Annotated in this window: 13 protein-coding genes; 11 read left to right on the top strand and 2 right to left on the bottom strand. The window is 70.7% G+C overall.

Annotation, left to right across the window (positions count from 1 at the left end; translation table 11 throughout):
• Nucleotides 1-2: 2 nt before the first annotated feature.
• The 11 genes from E2493_RS11445 to E2493_RS11495 all read left to right on the top strand — a co-directional run bounded on the left by E2493_RS11445 (nucleotide 3) and on the right by E2493_RS11495 (nucleotide 13,928).
• Nucleotides 3-1,226: a pyridoxal-dependent decarboxylase, exosortase A system-associated gene (locus E2493_RS11445; protein ID WP_135086904.1), complete on the top strand. Its 1,224-nt coding sequence runs from the start codon at nucleotides 3-5 to the stop codon at nucleotides 1,224-1,226.
• A gap of 297 nt (nucleotides 1,227-1,523) precedes the next feature.
• The gene (locus E2493_RS11450; protein WP_135086848.1) at nucleotides 1,524-2,162 is read left to right on the top strand and encodes an XrtA/PEP-CTERM system exopolysaccharide export protein; all 639 of its coding nucleotides are present in this window, start codon (nucleotides 1,524-1,526) and stop codon (nucleotides 2,160-2,162) included.
• A 40-nt stretch (nucleotides 2,163-2,202) separates the two neighbouring features.
• Complete coding sequence (locus E2493_RS11455) at nucleotides 2,203-3,732, top strand: XrtA system polysaccharide chain length determinant (RefSeq protein WP_135086850.1); 1,530 nt, start codon at nucleotides 2,203-2,205, stop codon at nucleotides 3,730-3,732.
• Nucleotides 3,733-3,742: 10 nt separating this feature from the next.
• A complete protein-coding gene (locus E2493_RS11460) occupies nucleotides 3,743-4,675 on the top strand; it encodes an AAA family ATPase (RefSeq protein WP_135086852.1) in 933 nt (310 codons plus the stop codon).
• Entirely contained in the window at nucleotides 4,672-6,312 is a 1,641-nt protein-coding gene (locus E2493_RS11465) for a porin family protein (RefSeq protein ID WP_135086854.1), read from the top strand. The genes E2493_RS11460 and E2493_RS11465 overlap by 4 nt, the downstream gene beginning before the upstream one ends.
• Nucleotides 6,313-6,328: 16 nt before the next feature.
• Nucleotides 6,329-7,357 (top strand): ExeA family protein, encoded by a 1,029-nt coding sequence (locus E2493_RS11470; protein ID WP_135086856.1) that lies wholly within the window; start codon nucleotides 6,329-6,331, stop codon nucleotides 7,355-7,357.
• Between the two features lie 17 nt (nucleotides 7,358-7,374).
• Entirely contained in the window at nucleotides 7,375-8,220 is an 846-nt protein-coding gene (locus tag E2493_RS11475) for an XrtA system polysaccharide deacetylase (protein WP_135086858.1), read from the top strand.
• Nucleotides 8,217-9,242 carry a FemAB family XrtA/PEP-CTERM system-associated protein gene (locus tag E2493_RS11480; RefSeq protein ID WP_135086860.1) on the top strand — a complete coding sequence of 342 codons (1,026 nt, stop codon included), beginning with the start codon at nucleotides 8,217-8,219 and terminating at the stop codon, nucleotides 9,240-9,242. The genes E2493_RS11475 and E2493_RS11480 overlap by 4 nt, the downstream gene beginning before the upstream one ends.
• Nucleotides 9,239-10,444, top strand: coding sequence for a TIGR03087 family PEP-CTERM/XrtA system glycosyltransferase (locus tag E2493_RS11485; protein WP_135086862.1), 1,206 nt, complete (start codon nucleotides 9,239-9,241; stop codon nucleotides 10,442-10,444). The genes E2493_RS11480 and E2493_RS11485 overlap by 4 nt, the downstream gene beginning before the upstream one ends.
• Nucleotides 10,441-11,985 (top strand): exosortase A, encoded by a 1,545-nt coding sequence (gene xrtA, locus E2493_RS11490; protein ID WP_135086864.1) that lies wholly within the window; start codon nucleotides 10,441-10,443, stop codon nucleotides 11,983-11,985. Before E2493_RS11485 ends, xrtA begins: the two co-directional genes overlap by 4 nt.
• Nucleotides 11,985-13,928 carry an XrtA/PEP-CTERM system amidotransferase gene (locus tag E2493_RS11495; RefSeq protein ID WP_135086866.1) on the top strand — a complete coding sequence of 648 codons (1,944 nt, stop codon included), beginning with the start codon at nucleotides 11,985-11,987 and terminating at the stop codon, nucleotides 13,926-13,928. The genes xrtA and E2493_RS11495 overlap by 1 nt, the downstream gene beginning before the upstream one ends.
• On the opposite strand, the gene truA is transcribed toward E2493_RS11495, so the two are convergent.
• Nucleotides 13,922-14,659 (bottom strand): tRNA pseudouridine(38-40) synthase TruA, encoded by a 738-nt coding sequence (truA, locus tag E2493_RS11500; RefSeq protein WP_135086868.1) that lies wholly within the window; start codon nucleotides 14,657-14,659, stop codon nucleotides 13,922-13,924. The two genes, E2493_RS11495 and truA, sit on opposite strands and share 7 nt — an antisense overlap.
• Nucleotides 14,656-15,561 (bottom strand): methionyl-tRNA formyltransferase, encoded by a 906-nt coding sequence (gene fmt, locus E2493_RS11505; protein WP_135086870.1) that lies wholly within the window; start codon nucleotides 15,559-15,561, stop codon nucleotides 14,656-14,658. The genes truA and fmt overlap by 4 nt, the downstream gene beginning before the upstream one ends.
• Between the last annotated feature and the right edge of the window lie 111 nt (nucleotides 15,562-15,672).

Raw genomic sequence — 15,672 nt, forward strand, 5'->3', positions numbered from 1 at the left:
AGATGGGCGCGATTCCGGCGGGGTTCGAGAGCGAGGCCGGCATGCTGCTGATCGGCGGGCGCAGGGCCGATGCGCTGATCGCCGAGGCGGGCGACACGCCGCTGTTCGTCTACGATCTGGCGATGGTCGCCGAGCGGATCCGCCGCTTCCGCGTGGCCTTCCCCGGCGTCTCCCTCCATTATGCGATCAAGGCGAACAGCTTCGCGCCCCTGCTCTCGGCGATCGCCCACCAGGTCGACGGGCTCGACGTCGCCTCGGCAGGCGAGATGCGGATGGCGCTCGCGGCAGGCATGGACCCGGGCGACATCTCGTTCGCGGGACCGGGAAAGCGCGACGAGGAGCTGCGCGCGGCGATCGACGCGGGCGTGACGATCAACCTCGAATCGGAAGGCGAGGCGGACCGCGCGCTGGCGCTCGGCCGTGCCCGCGGCGTCCGTCCGCGCCTGGCGGTTCGGGTCAACCCCGATTTCGAGATCCGCGGCTCGGGAATGCGGATGGGCGGCGGCGCGCGGCCGTTCGGCATCGATGCCGAGCGCGTTCCGGCGCTCGTCCGCCGGCTGGTGGAGAGCGGCGCCGACTATCGCGGCTTCCACATTTTCGCCGGCTCGCAGGCACTGGACGCGGCCGCGCTGATCGAGGCGCAGGCCGCGACGGTCGCGCTCGCCGCGCGGCTGTCCGACGCGGCGGAGGTGGCGCCGCCCCTGGTCAATCTCGGCGGCGGCTTCGGCATAGCCTATTTCCACGGCGAGGCGCCGCTCGACGTCGAGCTTGTCGGGCGGGCGCTGCACGAGACGCTCGCCGCCCGCCCCGCGGTGCTCGGCAATGCCGGCTTTGCGATCGAGCTCGGCCGCTGGCTCGTCGGCGAAGCCGGCGTCTACCTGACCCGGGTGGTCGATCGGAAGACCAGCTTCGGCAAGACCTTCCTGATCACCGACGGCGGAATGCACCACCAGCTCGCCGCGTCGGGCAATTTCGGCCAAGTCGTCCGCCGCAACTTCCCGGTGGCCATTGCCAGCCGCTTCGGCGCCGCCGGCGAGGAGGAGGTGAGCATCGTCGGCTGCCTCTGCACGCCGCTCGACCGGCTCGCCGATGACGTCATGACGCCGCGCGCCGAGGTCGGCGACGTCGTCGCCGTGTTCATGGCCGGCGCCTATGGCCTGTCCGCCAGCCCCCAGGCCTTTCTCGGCCATCCGCCGGCATGCGAGATGGTGGTCGCTGCCTCCTGATCCGATCCGGGCGGGAGGGGCAGGGCCGCGCAATCGGAAGCCTGGTCGCCTGACGCGCTGCCGTGACCCGGAGCCGCGCAGCGCCCGGCGGATCGGCGGGCGATCCCAACGGCTTACAGGACGACCCGGACTCGCCTCCAGTCGGCGTTAACCGCCGTCCCGCGCCGGTCCCGTTCTGGGACGCCGCCCGAAAGGCCATTGTTCCTAACGGTAATTTTACCTCTCACGCGCATCAGGGACCCAAATCTGCGCTCGTCGCGTGCCGATGCGCAGCAGAGTCGTGAAGAGGAACACGCTATGCACAAGTCCAAGCTCGCCCTCATTCTCGGCGTCAGTGCGGCGGCCCTGAGCGGCTGCGCCTCGGCTCCCCGTGCCGGCCAGGCCCTGCCGCCGGCGACCTTCGTCGGCTCCGACGACGCGACCGGCGAGAAGTACATCATAGGACCGCTCGACAGCCTGAACATCTTCGTGTGGCGCAACAGCGAGCTGGGCGGGAAGGTGCAGGTCCGTCCCGACGGCATGATCACCACGCCGCTGATCTCCGACCTCCAGGCCGCCGGCAAGACTCCGGCCGAGCTTGCCGAGGACATCCGCATGTCGCTGACCCAATATGTCGAGGATCCCCGCGTGTCGGTGATGGTCGACAGCTTCCAGGGCACGTTCGGCCAGCAGATCCGCATCGTCGGAGCGACCGCCAAGCCGGCCTCGCTGCCGTATCGCGCCAATATGACCCTGCTCGACGCGATGATCGAGGTCGGCGGGCTCTCCGAATATGCCGCCGGCGATCGCGCGCGGCTGATCCGCCACGATCGCGCCTCGGGGGCGCAGAAGGAATACGACCTCAAGATCGCCCGCCTGCTCAAGAAGGGCGACACCCGCGCCAACGTCCGGCTCGAGCCGGGCGACGTCATCATCATTCCCGAAAGCATGTTCTGACGCCGCAGCCCTCCTTTCACTGACCAGGACGAACGACCGGATGGACGGACTTTACGAACAGCTGCGAATTTCCGTGCACCAGGTCTGGCGCCGCCGCTGGCTGGCGCTCGGCGTCGCCTGGGCGCTGTGCCTCGCCGGCTGGCTGGTCGTGGCGCTGATCCCGAACAGCTACGAATCGCGGGCGCGCGTCTTCGTCCAGCTGCAGTCGATCCTCCCCAACCAGGTCGGCATCACGGCGCTGGAGCGGCAGGGCGACATCGCACGGATCAAGCAGACGCTGACCTCGACCGAGAATCTCGAGAGGGTGGTTCGCCGCACCGAGCTCAACACGCTCGTCGCCAGCGAGCGCGATCTCGCCGTGCAGGTCGACAATCTGCGCAAGGTGATCAAGATCACCGCCCAGCAGGACAATCTGTTCGAGATCAGCGCGACCTCGAGCGTCTCCGGCTTCTCCAACGCCCAGAACGCCCGGCTCGCCGCCGCCGTGGTCCAGAACCTCCTGGATCTGTTCGTCGAGGGCAACCTCGCCGGCGATCGCGACGAGGCGGCGCAGAGCCTGACCTTCCTCGACGAGGAGTTGCGGCGGCGGGAGCAGGACCTTCAGGCGGCGGAGCAGCGCCGCGTCGACTTCGAGCAGAAATATCTCGGACTGCTGCCCGGCGAGGGCTCGATCGGCTCTCGCATGGCGAGTGCGCGCGCCGAGCTCTCGGGCGTCGACCAGCAGCTCGTCCAGGCGCAGAGCTCGCTGGCGGCGCTGCGCGGCCAGCTCGGCAGCACGCCGGCGACCATTCCGGGCGCGGGCGGCGGCATCGGCGGCCCGGCCACCAACCAGATCGCCCAGCTCGAGGCGATGCTCGCCCAGAATGCCGCGCGCGGCTGGACCGACGCCCATCCGGACATGGTCTCGATCCGCTCGCAGATCGAGCGGCTGCGGCCGGTCGCCGCGCGCGAGCCGGCCGGTGGCGGCGGAATCGCCAATCCCGCCTATGTCACGTTGCGCTCGATGGTCGCCGAACGCGAGGCCCAGGCGCAGGCCGCCTCCGCCCGCAAGGCCCAGATCCAGGCCGATCTCGCCCAACTCGAATCGCGCCAGGCGACGGAGCCCGGCGTCGCCGCCGAGCAGGCGAAGCTGAACCGCGACTACGATGTGCTGAAGCGGCAGTATGACAAGTTGCTCGAGGATCGCGAGCAGGTCCGGCTGCGCAGCGACGTCCAGAACAAGACCGATGCGGTCAAGTTCAAGGTGATCGATCCGCCCTCGGCGCCGCGCATCCCGGTGGCGCCGAACCGTCCGATCCTGCTGACCCTGATCCTGGTTGCGGCGATCGGCGCCGGTATCGGCGCGGCCTTCGTCCGTGGCCAGCTCCAGACGACCTTCCCGACCCAGAGCCGCCTGGAGGCGGCGACCGGCCTGCCGGTGCTCGGATCGATCAGCGAGGTGGTGACGGAGCAGGGCAGGGCCGTGCGGCGGCAGCGCCTGGTCTGGCTCGGCGGCGGAGCAGGGGCGCTGGCCGCCAGCTATGCGCTGCTGATGCTGGTCGAATTCTGGCAGCGCAGCACGGTTGCGTGAGGGGACAGCAATGAACGATCAGACACCCCTTCGCACCGGCGGCTCGCTGCTCGAGCGCGCGGCGGAGCTCTACGGCTTCGGCATCGGCGCCGGGGCGCCGGCGGCCGCGCCGGCGCAGACGCCCGTCGCAACCACCCCCAGGCCGGAGCCGGAGCTTGCCGCGCCCCGGCCGCAGCCGGCGCCGCGGGTCGCACCCGAAGCGGTGCCGGTCCGCGACCGGGAGCCCGCCGCGGGCGAGCAGGCGATCGATCGCGCCAGGCTGCAGGAAGGCGGCTTCATCGATCCGGACGCGCCGGGCGGCCCGCTCACCGAGGAGTTCCGGATCGTCAAGCGCCAGCTGCTGCGCGGCATCGAGGAAGGCGGAGAGACCGCGCGGACGATCCTCGTCTGCTCGGCGAACCCCGACGAAGGAAAGACCTTCTGCGCGCTCAACCTCGCGCTTTCGCTTGCCGCGGAGCGCGATCTCGAGGTGCTGCTCGTCGATGGCGACTTTCCCAAGCCGGAGATTCTCTCGACCCTCGGCCTCGAGGGCGAAGCGGGCCTGATCGACGCCCTCGCCGATCCGTCGATCGACCCGGAGGATCTGATCATCCGCACCGACGTGCCGGGCCTCTCGGTGCTTCCGGCCGGGCGCCGCGTCGCCGAGGTCCCCGAATTGCTCGCCTCCGAGCGGACCCGCGGCCTGCTGGCGCGGCTCTCGGATCCGCGCCGCATCATCCTGTTCGACACGCCGCCGGCGCTGATGGCGTCTCCGGCCACGGTGCTGGCAAGCCATGCAGGGCAATTGCTGATGGTGGTCCGGGCCGACCAGACCACCGAAGCCGATCTGCGCGAGGCAGTGGGCCTGCTTTCCGGCTGCGAGAACGTCCGCCTGCTCCTCAACGGAACGGGCTTTGCAGTCACAGGCCGCCGCTTCGGCAGCTATTATGGATATGGCCAATGAAGATAGCCCAGCTCCCGTGGCTCAAGGGCCGAAGCTTCGCATCGGTCGCGCTCGCCGCCGGCATCGCCTTCGCGGCGGCCGCCGGCGTCAACGGCGCGCCGAGGACCAGCGTGCAGCCCTATCTCGAGATCCAGCAGGTCCTGACCGCAGACTTCAACGATGGCGACGTGCTGACCTACACGGGCGTCGGCGGCGGCGTCGACGCGCATCTCGAGGGGCGCCGGGTCACCGCCACGATCAGCTACAATTATCAGCATCGCATCGCCTGGAACGGCCGCATCGAGGACGACGACAGCCATAGCGGCCTCGCCGCCGTGCACGTCGATGCCGTTCCCGGCCTGCTGGCGCTCGATGCCGGCGCGCTCGCGACCCGTTCCTCGGCCGATCCGCGCAATCCGGTCGCGAACTTCCGCACCGTCGACGATCCCGGCTCGGCCGAGATCTACAGCGCCTATGCCGGTCCGACGCTGAGCACCCACGCGGGGCCGGTCAGCGTCAACGCCGCCTATCGGCTGGGCATCGTCTATGTCGACGACCACGGCCTTGCCGGCGCGCCGGCCGGTCTTGCGCCGATCGACCGCTATTCGAGCAGCACCGTCCACAATCTCACCGCCAGCGTCGGCATGGACCCCGGCGAGCTGCCGTTCGGCTGGACCGTCGGCGGCGGCTACGTGCGCGAGGACATGAACCGGCTCGATTCGACGTTCGAGGGCAAATACGTCCGCGGCGACGTCGTGCTGCCGATCTCGCCGACGCTGGCGCTGACCGCCGGCGCCGGCTGGGAGGAGATGGCCGGATCGCAGCAGGACGTGGTGCGGACCGCCGGCGGCGTGCCGGTGATCGGGCCCGACGGGCGCCTGATCGCCGATCCGTCCCGGCCGCGCCTCCACACGATGGAGATCGACGGCGCGATCTACGATGCCGGCGTGATCTGGCGGCCGAGCCCGCGCACCGAGCTGCAGGCGCGGATCGGCCACCGCTACGGCGGGACCACCGTCACCGGCTCGCTCCAGCACCAGATCAACAAGAACTATGCGCTGAGCGCGTCGGTCTACGACAATGTGTCGAGCTTCGGCCGCCTGCTGGTCACCGACCTCGCCGGCGTGCCGCAGAGCTTCAACATCCGGCGCGACCAGCTGACCGGCGGGCCGATCGGCCCGGGCGGCTGCGTCTTCGGGACGAACCCCGGCACCGGCGCCTGCTTCGACGACGCTCTGCAGTCGATCGACAATTTCAACTTCCGCAGCCGCGGCGCCAACGTCCTGCTCTCCGGCGGGCGCGGCCCGTGGAGCTTCGGCCTCGGTGCCGGTTACGACAACCGCCGCTATTTCGCGCCTCCTGGAGCCGACTTCATCCTGGAGGGCGTGACTGACCAGAGCTTCAGCCTCAGCGCCTCGGCCAACCGTCAGCTCGGCCGCACCTCGAGCCTCGGTCTCGCGGCCTTCGCCGGCTGGTACGACAGCGGCATCGACGGGACGGATGGAAGCTTCAACACCGGGGTCAGCGCCAATTACAGCCGGCGCCTGTTCCTCGACCGCCTGCGCGCGAACGTCGCCGCCGGCCTTTACACCAGCCAGGCCGGGGAGTTCGACAGCACCGTCGGCTCGATCCTGTTCGGCCTCAGCTACGCCTTCTGAGAAGGACGGAGAGACGATGTACACCGAGCATTACGGCCTTTCCGCCCGGCCCTTCCAGCTTACCCCCGACGCGCGCTTCTGGTTCGACAGCAAGACGCACAAGAAGGCGCTCGCCTATCTCGGCTACGGCCTCGCTCAGGGTGAGGGCTTCATCACGATCACCGGCGAGATCGGCGCCGGCAAGTCCACCCTGGTCGCGCACCTTCTCGCCACGATCGATCGCGAGCGGCTCAACGCCGTCAGCCTCGTCTCCACCCAGGTGGAAGGGGACGACATGCTGCGCCTCACCGCGCTGGGCCTCGGTATCTCGACCAGCGGGGTCGCCAAGGCGGCGCTGCTCGACCGCATCGAGCAGAAGATGAGCCAGGAAGCGGCCGCCGGGAAACGCACCCTGTTGATCGTCGACGAGGCGCAGAACCTGCCCACCTCGGCGCTCGAAGAGCTGAGGATGCTTTCCAACTATACGAGCCAAGGCCGTGCCTTGCTTCAGATTTTCCTTCTGGGGCAGCCGGAGTTCCGGGATAGGCTGGCGAGCGATCCGGGGCTCGAGCAGCTTCGCCAGCGAGTCATCGCCGCGCATCATCTCGACGCGATGGAGCCGAACGAGATCGAGCCGTACATCGTTCACCGGCTCGCCATCGCCGGCTGGAACGGCCGGCCCTCCTTTGATCCGGGCGCCTATGCGGCGATCCACCGCCACAGCGGCGGCATCCCGCGCAAGGTCAACCAGCTCGCCAACCGCGTACTGCTCCACGGCGCGATCGAGCGGCTCGACCGGATCGGCGCCGATGCCGTCGAGACCGTCGGCGCCGACATGGAGGCCGATCGTCCGCAGCGCAGCGAGGAACATGTCCATGCGCTGCGTCCCGCGATACAGGCCGCCAACTCGGGCGAGGCGCCGCGGGACGCGGTGCTCGCCCAGCGCGTCACTGCGCTGGAGTCGCGGCTGGAGGAGCAGGAGGTGGTGCTCCGGCGCGTGCTGACCCTGCTCGTCGAATGGGTCGAGAACAGCGACGCCCCGGGCTATCGCAGCAACGCCGCCTGACGCGGCGGAGAGACTTTATGCTGAACGCCCTGTCCGTCGACGTCGAGGACTGGTTCCAGGTCGGCGCGTTCGAGCGCGTGATCACCAAGAGCGACTGGGACGCGCTGCCGCGCCGGGTGGAGCGCAATTGCGACGCCGTGCTCGATCTCTTCGCCGAGGCCGGTGTGAAGGCGACCTTCTTCACCCTCGGCTGGGTCGCCGAGCGGCATCCCGCTCTGATCCGCCGGATCGTCGAGGCGGGGCACGAGATCGCCAGCCACGGCTGGGACCATGACCGCGTGTTCACCATGGCGCCCGAAGCCTTCCGCGCCGACCTGCGCCGCGCCCATGCGGCGATCGCCGATGCCGGCGGCGTCGCGCCGCGCGGCTACCGCGCGCCCAGCTTCTCGATCGACGCCCGCACGCCCTGGGCGCATCCGATCCTCGCCGAGGAAGGCTATGCTTATTCCTCCAGCGTCGCGCCGATCGCGCACGATCATTACGGCTGGCCCGAGGCGCCGCGCTTCGCCCACCGCCCGCTGGCGGATGGAGAGCTGATCGAGCTGCCGGTCACGACGGTCGAGATCGGCGGGCGCCGGCTCGCCGCAGGGGGCGGGGGCTTCTTCCGGCTGCTGCCCTATCGCTTCTCGACCTGGGCGATCGGTCGGGTGAACCGGACGGAGGCGCGCCCCGCCGTCTTCTATTTCCATCCCTGGGAGATCGATCCCGAGCAGCCGAGAGTCGCCGCGGCGCCGCTCAAGTCCCGACTGCGGCATTATAGCCGTCTCTCAGCAATGCGCTCCAAGTTGCTGAAACTGTTGTCTGCACATGATTGGGGCCGCACCGATGACGTCGTCGCGGCCGAGGCTGCGCGGCTGACATGAACGCGCTCACCCCCATCGTTACCGTCCGCGCCGCCTCCACGGCGGACGGGCCCGCGATCCGCGGCTTCGTCGACGCGCATCCGGAGGCGGAGCTCTTCCATCGGCCCGAATGGACCGAAGCGGTGGCACAGGGCTGCGGCCAGCCGGCGCACCTCTTGCTCGCCGAGGACGGCCGCGGAGCTTTGGTCGGCCTGCTGCCGCTCACCGAGATGCGCTCACCCCTGTTCGGCGCCGCGCTGGTCTCGACCGGCTTCGGCATCGGCGGCGGCGTGCTCGGCGAGGGCGTGGAGCCGCTCGCCGAGGCGGCCTGGCAGCTGGCGCAGGAGCGAGGCTGCGGCAGCGTCGAGCTGCGCGGCGGCCCCGTGCCCTCGGGCTGGAGCCGGCACGAAGGCGTCTACGCCAGCTTCGCACGTCCGCTCGCCGCCGAGGACGAGGCGATCCTCAAGGCGATCCCGCGCAAGCAGAGGGCGGAGGTGCGGCGGGCGCTGGGCTTCGGGCTCGAGGTGCGCGTCGACCGCGACGTTCGGGCCCATTACCGCGCCTATAGCGAGAGCGTCCGCAACCTCGGGACGCCCGTCTTCCCGCGCCGCCTGTTCGAGGCTTTCCTGGCTGCGTTCGGGGAGGATGCCGACATTCTCACCATCCGGCACGCCGGCCGGCCGGTGGCCTCGGTGCTCAGCCTCTATCATCGCGGCACCGTCTATCCCTATTGGGGCGGCGGCACCGGCGAGGCGCGGGCGCTCCGCGCCAACGATCTTCTCTATTACGAGCTGATGCGCCACGCCGCCCGCCGCGGCTGCACGCGTTTCGACTTCGGTCGGTCGAAGCTCGGGACCGGCGCCTATGCGTTCAAGAAGAACTGGGGCTTCGAGCCGCGACCCCTGGTCTACGCGACCCGCGGCGACGCCCGCGAAACCAACCCGATGAGCCCCAAATACCGGCTGCAGGTCGCCGCCTGGCGCAAGCTGCCCCTGTGGCTCGCCAACCGTCTCGGACCGCCGATCGCGCGGGGGCTGGGATGAGCGACATCCTCGTCCTCGCCCACCGCATCCCGTTCCCGCCCGATCGCGGCGACAAGATCCGCTCGTGGCACATCCTCAAGGAACTGGCGCGGCACGGCACGGTCCACTTGGCCGCCTTTGCGGATGACGAGGCGGATGCGGCGCATCTGCCGGCCCTGCGGGCGGCGCTCGACGGCCGCCTCGGCGAAGCGCATGTCGAGGTGCGCAGGACGGGCAGGGCGGCGGCCGCCGCGCGCGCGCTCGTCCAGGGAAAGCCGCTCTCGCTCACCCTGTTCGACAGCAAGGCGATGCACGGCTTCGTGGCGCGGATACTCTCGGACCATCCGGTCTCGACCGTCTTCGCATTCTCCGGGCAGATGGCGCAGTTCGTTCCGAAGCGGGCGCGGCTGGTGATGGACTTCGTCGATGTCGATTCGGCCAAGTTCGAGGCTTATGCGGCGCGCGGCGGCGTCCTCGCCCCCCTCTATCGCCGGGAGGCCCGGCGCCTCGCCGCCTTCGAGCGCGCGACCGCGGCTCGCGCCTCGGCCAGCCTGTTCGTCAGCGACGCGGAGGCCGCGCTGTTCCGCAGCCGCGTCGACCTTCGTCACGGCGACGTTCGTGCGCTGCACAACGGCGTCGATCTCGATTTCTACGATCCCGCGGCGGCGGTGCCGGCGGCGCCGCGCCCGGACGGGCCGCTGATCGTCTTCACCGGCCAGATGGACTATGCGCCCAATGTCGATGCTGTCGGCTGGTTCGCCGAAGAGGTGCTGCCGGCCGTGCCCGGCGCCACCTTCGCCATCGTCGGCCGCAATCCGACGCCCGCCGTTCAGCGCCTCGCCGAGCCGGGCCGGATCGAGGTGACCGGCGCGGTGCCCGACACGCGGAGCTGGCTCGTCTCGGCCGATCTGGTCGTGGCGCCGCTGCGTATCGCCCGGGGCGTCCAGAACAAGGTGCTGGAGGCGATGGCGATGGGCCGACCGGTGGTCGCCTCGCCGGCGGCGTTCGAAGGCATCGACGCGGCGCCAGGGCGTGACCTGATCGTCGCCGAGAGCGCGGCCGAGCAGGCGCGCGAGATCCGGCTGCTGCTCGCCGATCCGGTCCGCGCCGCGACGATCGCGGCCGCCGCGCGCCGCCGGATGGAGGACGCCTATCGCTGGGACGTTCGCCTCGCGCCGCTCGCCGGGCTGATCGGAATTCCCCAGCGTCAGGCCGCGGCATGACGGCGCTGCTCCCGATCACGCCGGCCCGCGATGCGGCGCCGGCCGCCGCGGCCGATGGATGGCGCAGCCACCTGCTCGGTCTCGGCGCCGTCGCCGCGGCGATTCTCGTCCTGTTCCACCGCGACGCGATCGGCATGGCGACGATCTGGTGGCGTAGCGCGACGTTCAACCATTGCTTCCTCATTCCGCCGATCGTCGCCTGGCTGATCTGGCAGCGGCTGCCGGAGCTCCGGCAGCTTGCTCCGGCGCCCTGGATACCGGGCCTGCTCGCCGTCGGCGCTGGCGCCCTCCTGTGGCTGCTCGGCGAGGCGGGCGGCGTGGCGCTGGCGCGCCATGCGGCGCTCGTCCTGATGCTGCAGGGCACGGTGGTCGCGACCCTTGGCCGGTCGGTGGCGCGCGGCATCGCCTTTCCGCTCTTCTACCTCGTCTTCCTCGTCCCCGCGGGCGAGGAGATCGTGCCGATGATGCAGACGGTCACCGCGGAGATCGCGATGGCCCTGCTCGGGATCGCAGGCATTCCCGCCCATATCGAAGGCATCTTCATCACCACGCCGGCCGGCCTGTTCGAGGTCGCCGAGGCCTGCTCGGGCGTCCGCTTCCTCGTCGCGATGCTCGCTTACGGCGCGCTGGTGGCGAACGTCTGCTTCCGCTCCCGGACGCGCCGGATCCTGTTCATGGCCGCAGCGACGGCGATCCCGATCCTGGCCAACGGGATCCGCGCCTGGGGGACGATCTACGTCGCGGAATGGGTCGGGATCGAGTCGGCGGTCGGCTTCGATCATATCCTCTACGGCTGGATCTTCTTCGCCGTGGTCATGGTCCTGATCATGGCCGCCGGCTGGCCGTTCTTCGACCGGCGCGTGAACGATCCCTGGTTCGATCCGGCCGACCTGGCCGGTCCGCCAGGCTCGCACCGCCATCTCGTCCAGGTCGCGGCCGCGGCGGTGGCGCTCGCCGCCGCTGCGCCCTTGTGGTCCGCCGCAATCGCCTCGGCGGCGCAGCCCGCCCCCGCCGACATCGCGCTTCCCGAAGTGCCCGGCTGGACCCGGGTTCCGGCGGACCGGGGACGGCCCTGGGAGCCGCATTTCGCCGGCGCCGACGTCCTCCGCATGGGCCGCTACCGCAACGCCGCCGGCCGGGAAGTCGATCTCGCCATCGCGCTCTTCGCACGACAGGAGGAGGGGCGCGAGCTGATCGGCTTCGGCCAGGGTGCGATCGCCCCCGACGGCGCCTGGGCCTGGACCGCCGATGCGCCGGCGCCGCCGAGCGGCCGGGCGGAGCGCATCGCCTCGCACGACGACGTCCGCGAGGTGGTCAGCTTCTATCGCGTCGGGCGGATCCTCACCGGCAGCGCCGCTGCCGTGAAGCTGGAGACGGCGCGGGTGCGGCTGCTCGGCGGGCCGCAACGTGCCGTGGCGGTGCTCGTCTCCGCCCCGGCGCGACCGGACGGCACCCGTCCGGCGATCGATGCCTTCCTTTCGTCGCTCGGCCCGATCGCCCCGCTTGCCGACCGGGCCGCGGGCCTGCCAGAGGCCCGCTGATGTGCGGCATAGCAGGCATTTTCCATCCGGCGGTTCCCAAGCCGGTCGATCCGGCGCGAGTCCGTGCGATGGCCGACACGCTGGCGCATCGCGGACCCGATGGGAGCGGGGTGTGGACCGCGCCCGGCGTAGGCCTCGGTCATCGGCGGCTGTCGATCATCGATCTCGAGGGCGGCGTGCAGCCGATGGTCTCGGGCGACGGTCGGCTGGCGTTGAGCTACAATGGCGAGGTGTACAATTTCCGCGAGGTGCGCGCAGAGCTGGAGGCGAAGGGCCATGCGTTCCGCACCGACAGCGATACCGAGGTGGTGCTCGCCGCATGGTCCCAATGGGGGCCCGACTGCCTGTCGCGGCTCAACGGCATGTTCGCCTTCGCCCTTTACGATGGCGGGCGGGACTGCCTGTTCCTGGCCCGCGACCGGCTTGGCGTGAAGCCGCTCCATATCGCCACATTGCCCGACGGTGCACTTGTATTCGCATCTGAACTCAAAGGCTTGCTAGCGCACCCTCTGCTCCGGCGTGAAGTATCGCCGCAGGCGGTGGAGGATTATTTCACGCTCGGTTACGTGCCCGACGACGCCTGTTTCGTCGAAGGCGTTCGCAAGCTGCCTGCCGGACATTTCCTGCTCGTGCAGCGCGGCCGCCCGGTGCCCGCCCCGACCCGCTGGTGGGACGTGGATTTTTCCGGCGAGGCGCGCGGCTCGGCCGCCGCGCTCGAGGAAGAGCTCGTCGAGCGGCTGCGCGCGGCGGTGCGCTCGCGCATGGTCGCCGACGTGCCGCTCGGCGCCTTTCTCTCCGGCGGCGTCGACAGTTCCGCCGTCGTCGCCTTCATGGCCGAAGCGAGCCGGGCTGCCGTGGAGACCTGCTCGATCGGGTTCACCGAGGCCGATCACGACGAGACGGCCTATGCCGCGCAGGTCGCCGAACGCTTCGCCACCAGCCACCGCAGCCGGACCGTCGCCGCCGACGATTTCGGCCTGATCGAGACGCTCAGCGCCGCATTCGACGAGCCGTTCGCCGATGCCTCCGCGCTCGCCACCTACCGCGTGTCCGAGCTCGCGCGCGAGCGGGTCACCGTCGCTTTGTCCGGAGATGGCGCCGACGAGGCCTTCGCGGGCTATCGCCGCTACCGCCTGTTCTCGGCCGAGGAGCGGGTGCGGGGCCTGCTTCCGCAGGGTGCCCGCAGCCTGATCGGGCGGCTCGGAGATGCCTATCCCAAGCTCGACTGGGCGCCGCAGATGTTCCGCGCCAAGACGACCCTGCAGGCACTCGGCCAGAGCAGCGAGGAAGCCTATGCGATGGCTGTCGGCGTGACGCCTCCGCTCGCAAGATCAAGGATTTACACGCCTGAGCTGAGACGCGCCTTACAGGGTCATCGTGGCGAGCAGCGCTATGTCGAGGCCATGCGGGGCGCGCCGGCGCGCGATGCGCTCGGTCGCGCCCAATATGCCGACCTCAAGATCTGGCTGCCGGGAGACATTCTCACCAAGGTCGATCGCACCTCGATGGCGGTGAGCCTGGAGGCGCGCGAGCCGCTGCTCGACCATCGCCTGGTCGAGTTCGCGGCCCGGCTGCCGTCGCGGCTGCGGCTGCGCGGCGGCACCGGCAAATATCTGATGAAGCGGGCGCTGGGTCGCTATCTGCCGGACGAGATCCTCCACCGTCGCAAGATGGGCTTCGTCACGCCGATCGCCGCCTGGTTCCGGGGACCGCTGGCCGAGACGGCCGAGGGGATCGCGCGCAGCCCCGCGCTGACCGAACTCGGCTGGTTCGACGAGGCGGCGATCGCACGCGTCGCTGCCGACCATCGCGCCGGCCGGGCCGATCACGGGCGGCTGCTCTGGCAATTGCTGATGCTGGACCGGGCGCTGAGCCGCGTCTTCGGTCTCGGCGCGCCTGCGCGGCCCGCCGCGCGGGGTCGGCGCCTGCACGCCGGTCAGTAGAGCGCCTCGACGAAGAACAGGCCGTCGGGCGGCGCGTTGAAGCCGAGCGCGGCGCGATCGCGCGCCGCGAGCGCGTCCCGCAGATCGTCGGCGCTCCATTTGCCGCGGCCGACCAGTTGCAGGCAGCCGACCATCGAGCGCACCTGGTGGTGGAGGAACGAGCGGGCGGCGGCGTGCACCTCGATCCGCTCGCCGTCGCGAATCACGTCCAGCCGGTCCAATGTCTTCACCGGACTTTCCGACTGGCATTGGGCCGAGCGGAAAGTGGTGAAATCGTGCCGGCCGACGAGCGCTTTGGCGGCGGCGTCCATCGCCTCTGCATCGAGCGGCACCGCCACCTGCCATGCGCGCCCCGCCTCGATGGTGAGAGGGGCGCGGCGATTGACGATCCGATAGACGTAGCGCCTGCCGATGCAGCTGAACCGGGCGTGCCAGTCTTCGGCGACCTCCTCGGCCGAGAGGATCGCGATCGGCAGCGGGCGGAGCCGGGCGTTGAGCCCGTCTGAAAGGCGGAAGGCGCTGATCCCGCGCGCGATCTCGACATGGGCGCTCATCGCCAAAGCGTGAACCCCGGCGTCGGTCCGCCCGGCGGCGTGCAGCACCGCCTGCTCGCCGGTGATCGCCTCCACGGCCTCCTCGATCGCCTGCTGGACGGAGGGGCCATGGGCCTGGCGCTGCCAGCCCATGAACGGCCGCCCGTCAAACTCGACGATCAGGCGGAAGCGCGTCATCCCAGCGTCGCGCCGGCGGGGACGACAAAGCCGCGGAGCAGCTCGGCCGGCGTCATCGGCGCCCGCCCGGCGCGCTGGACCAGCGTCGGCACGATCGAGCCGGTGGCGCAGGCGATGGCGAGACCGTGGTCGAGCACCGTGCCCGGCGTGCCGGAGAGCGTGCCGATCTCGGCCGCGTGGACCTTGATCCGCTCTCCGCCGAACAGGAAGAAGGCGCCCGGCGCCGGCGCGAAGGCGCGGACCTGCCGCTCGACATCGGCCGCGCTGTGGGCGAAATCGAGCCGCGCCTCCTCCTTGCCGATCTTGGCGGCGTAGGTGACGCCCTCCTCGGGCTGCGGTACCGGAACGATCGCGTCGAGCCGGGCCAGCGTCTCGACCATCAGCGCCGCGCCGCGCGTCGCGAGCTCCTCGGTCAGCGCTCCCGCGGTCTTGCGGCCGACCGGCGTCTCGACGGTGGCGAGCATCGGGCCGGTGTCGAGCCCACGCTCCATCTGCATGATCGTCACGCCGGTCAGGGCGTCCCCGGCGAGGATCGCCCTTTGCACCGGCGCCGCGCCGCGCCAGCGCGGCAGCAGCGAGCCGTGGACGTTGAGGCAGCCCCGGCGCGGCGCATCGAGGATCGGTTGCGGCAGGATCAGCCCGTAAGCGGCGACCACCGCTGCATCGAGATCGAGTGCAGCAAACGCGGCCTGGGCCTCCGCGTCGCGCAGCGTGAGAGGGGTCCTGACCTCGATACCCGCGTCCTCCGCCCGCTGCTGAACGGGGGAGGGGCGAAGCGCCTTGCCGCGTCCTGCGGGGCGCGGCGGCTGCGAATAGACGGCGACCACCTCGTGCCCGGCGGCGAGCAGGGCGTCGAGCGTCGGCACGGCAAAATCCGGTGTACCCATGAAGGCGATGCGCATGGCGGCGCGTGTAGCGGGCGAGACGAGGAGGGGGAAGGGAGTCACAATTCCTCTCCGTACCGGGGGGATTGGTCCCCGATTTGAATCCTCGCCGTCCGCCCGCTACCTGTG

Source organism: Sphingomonas parva (ex Maeng et al. 2020) (assembly GCF_004564275.1).
Lineage (GTDB): Bacteria > Pseudomonadota > Alphaproteobacteria > Sphingomonadales > Sphingomonadaceae > Allosphingosinicella > Allosphingosinicella parva.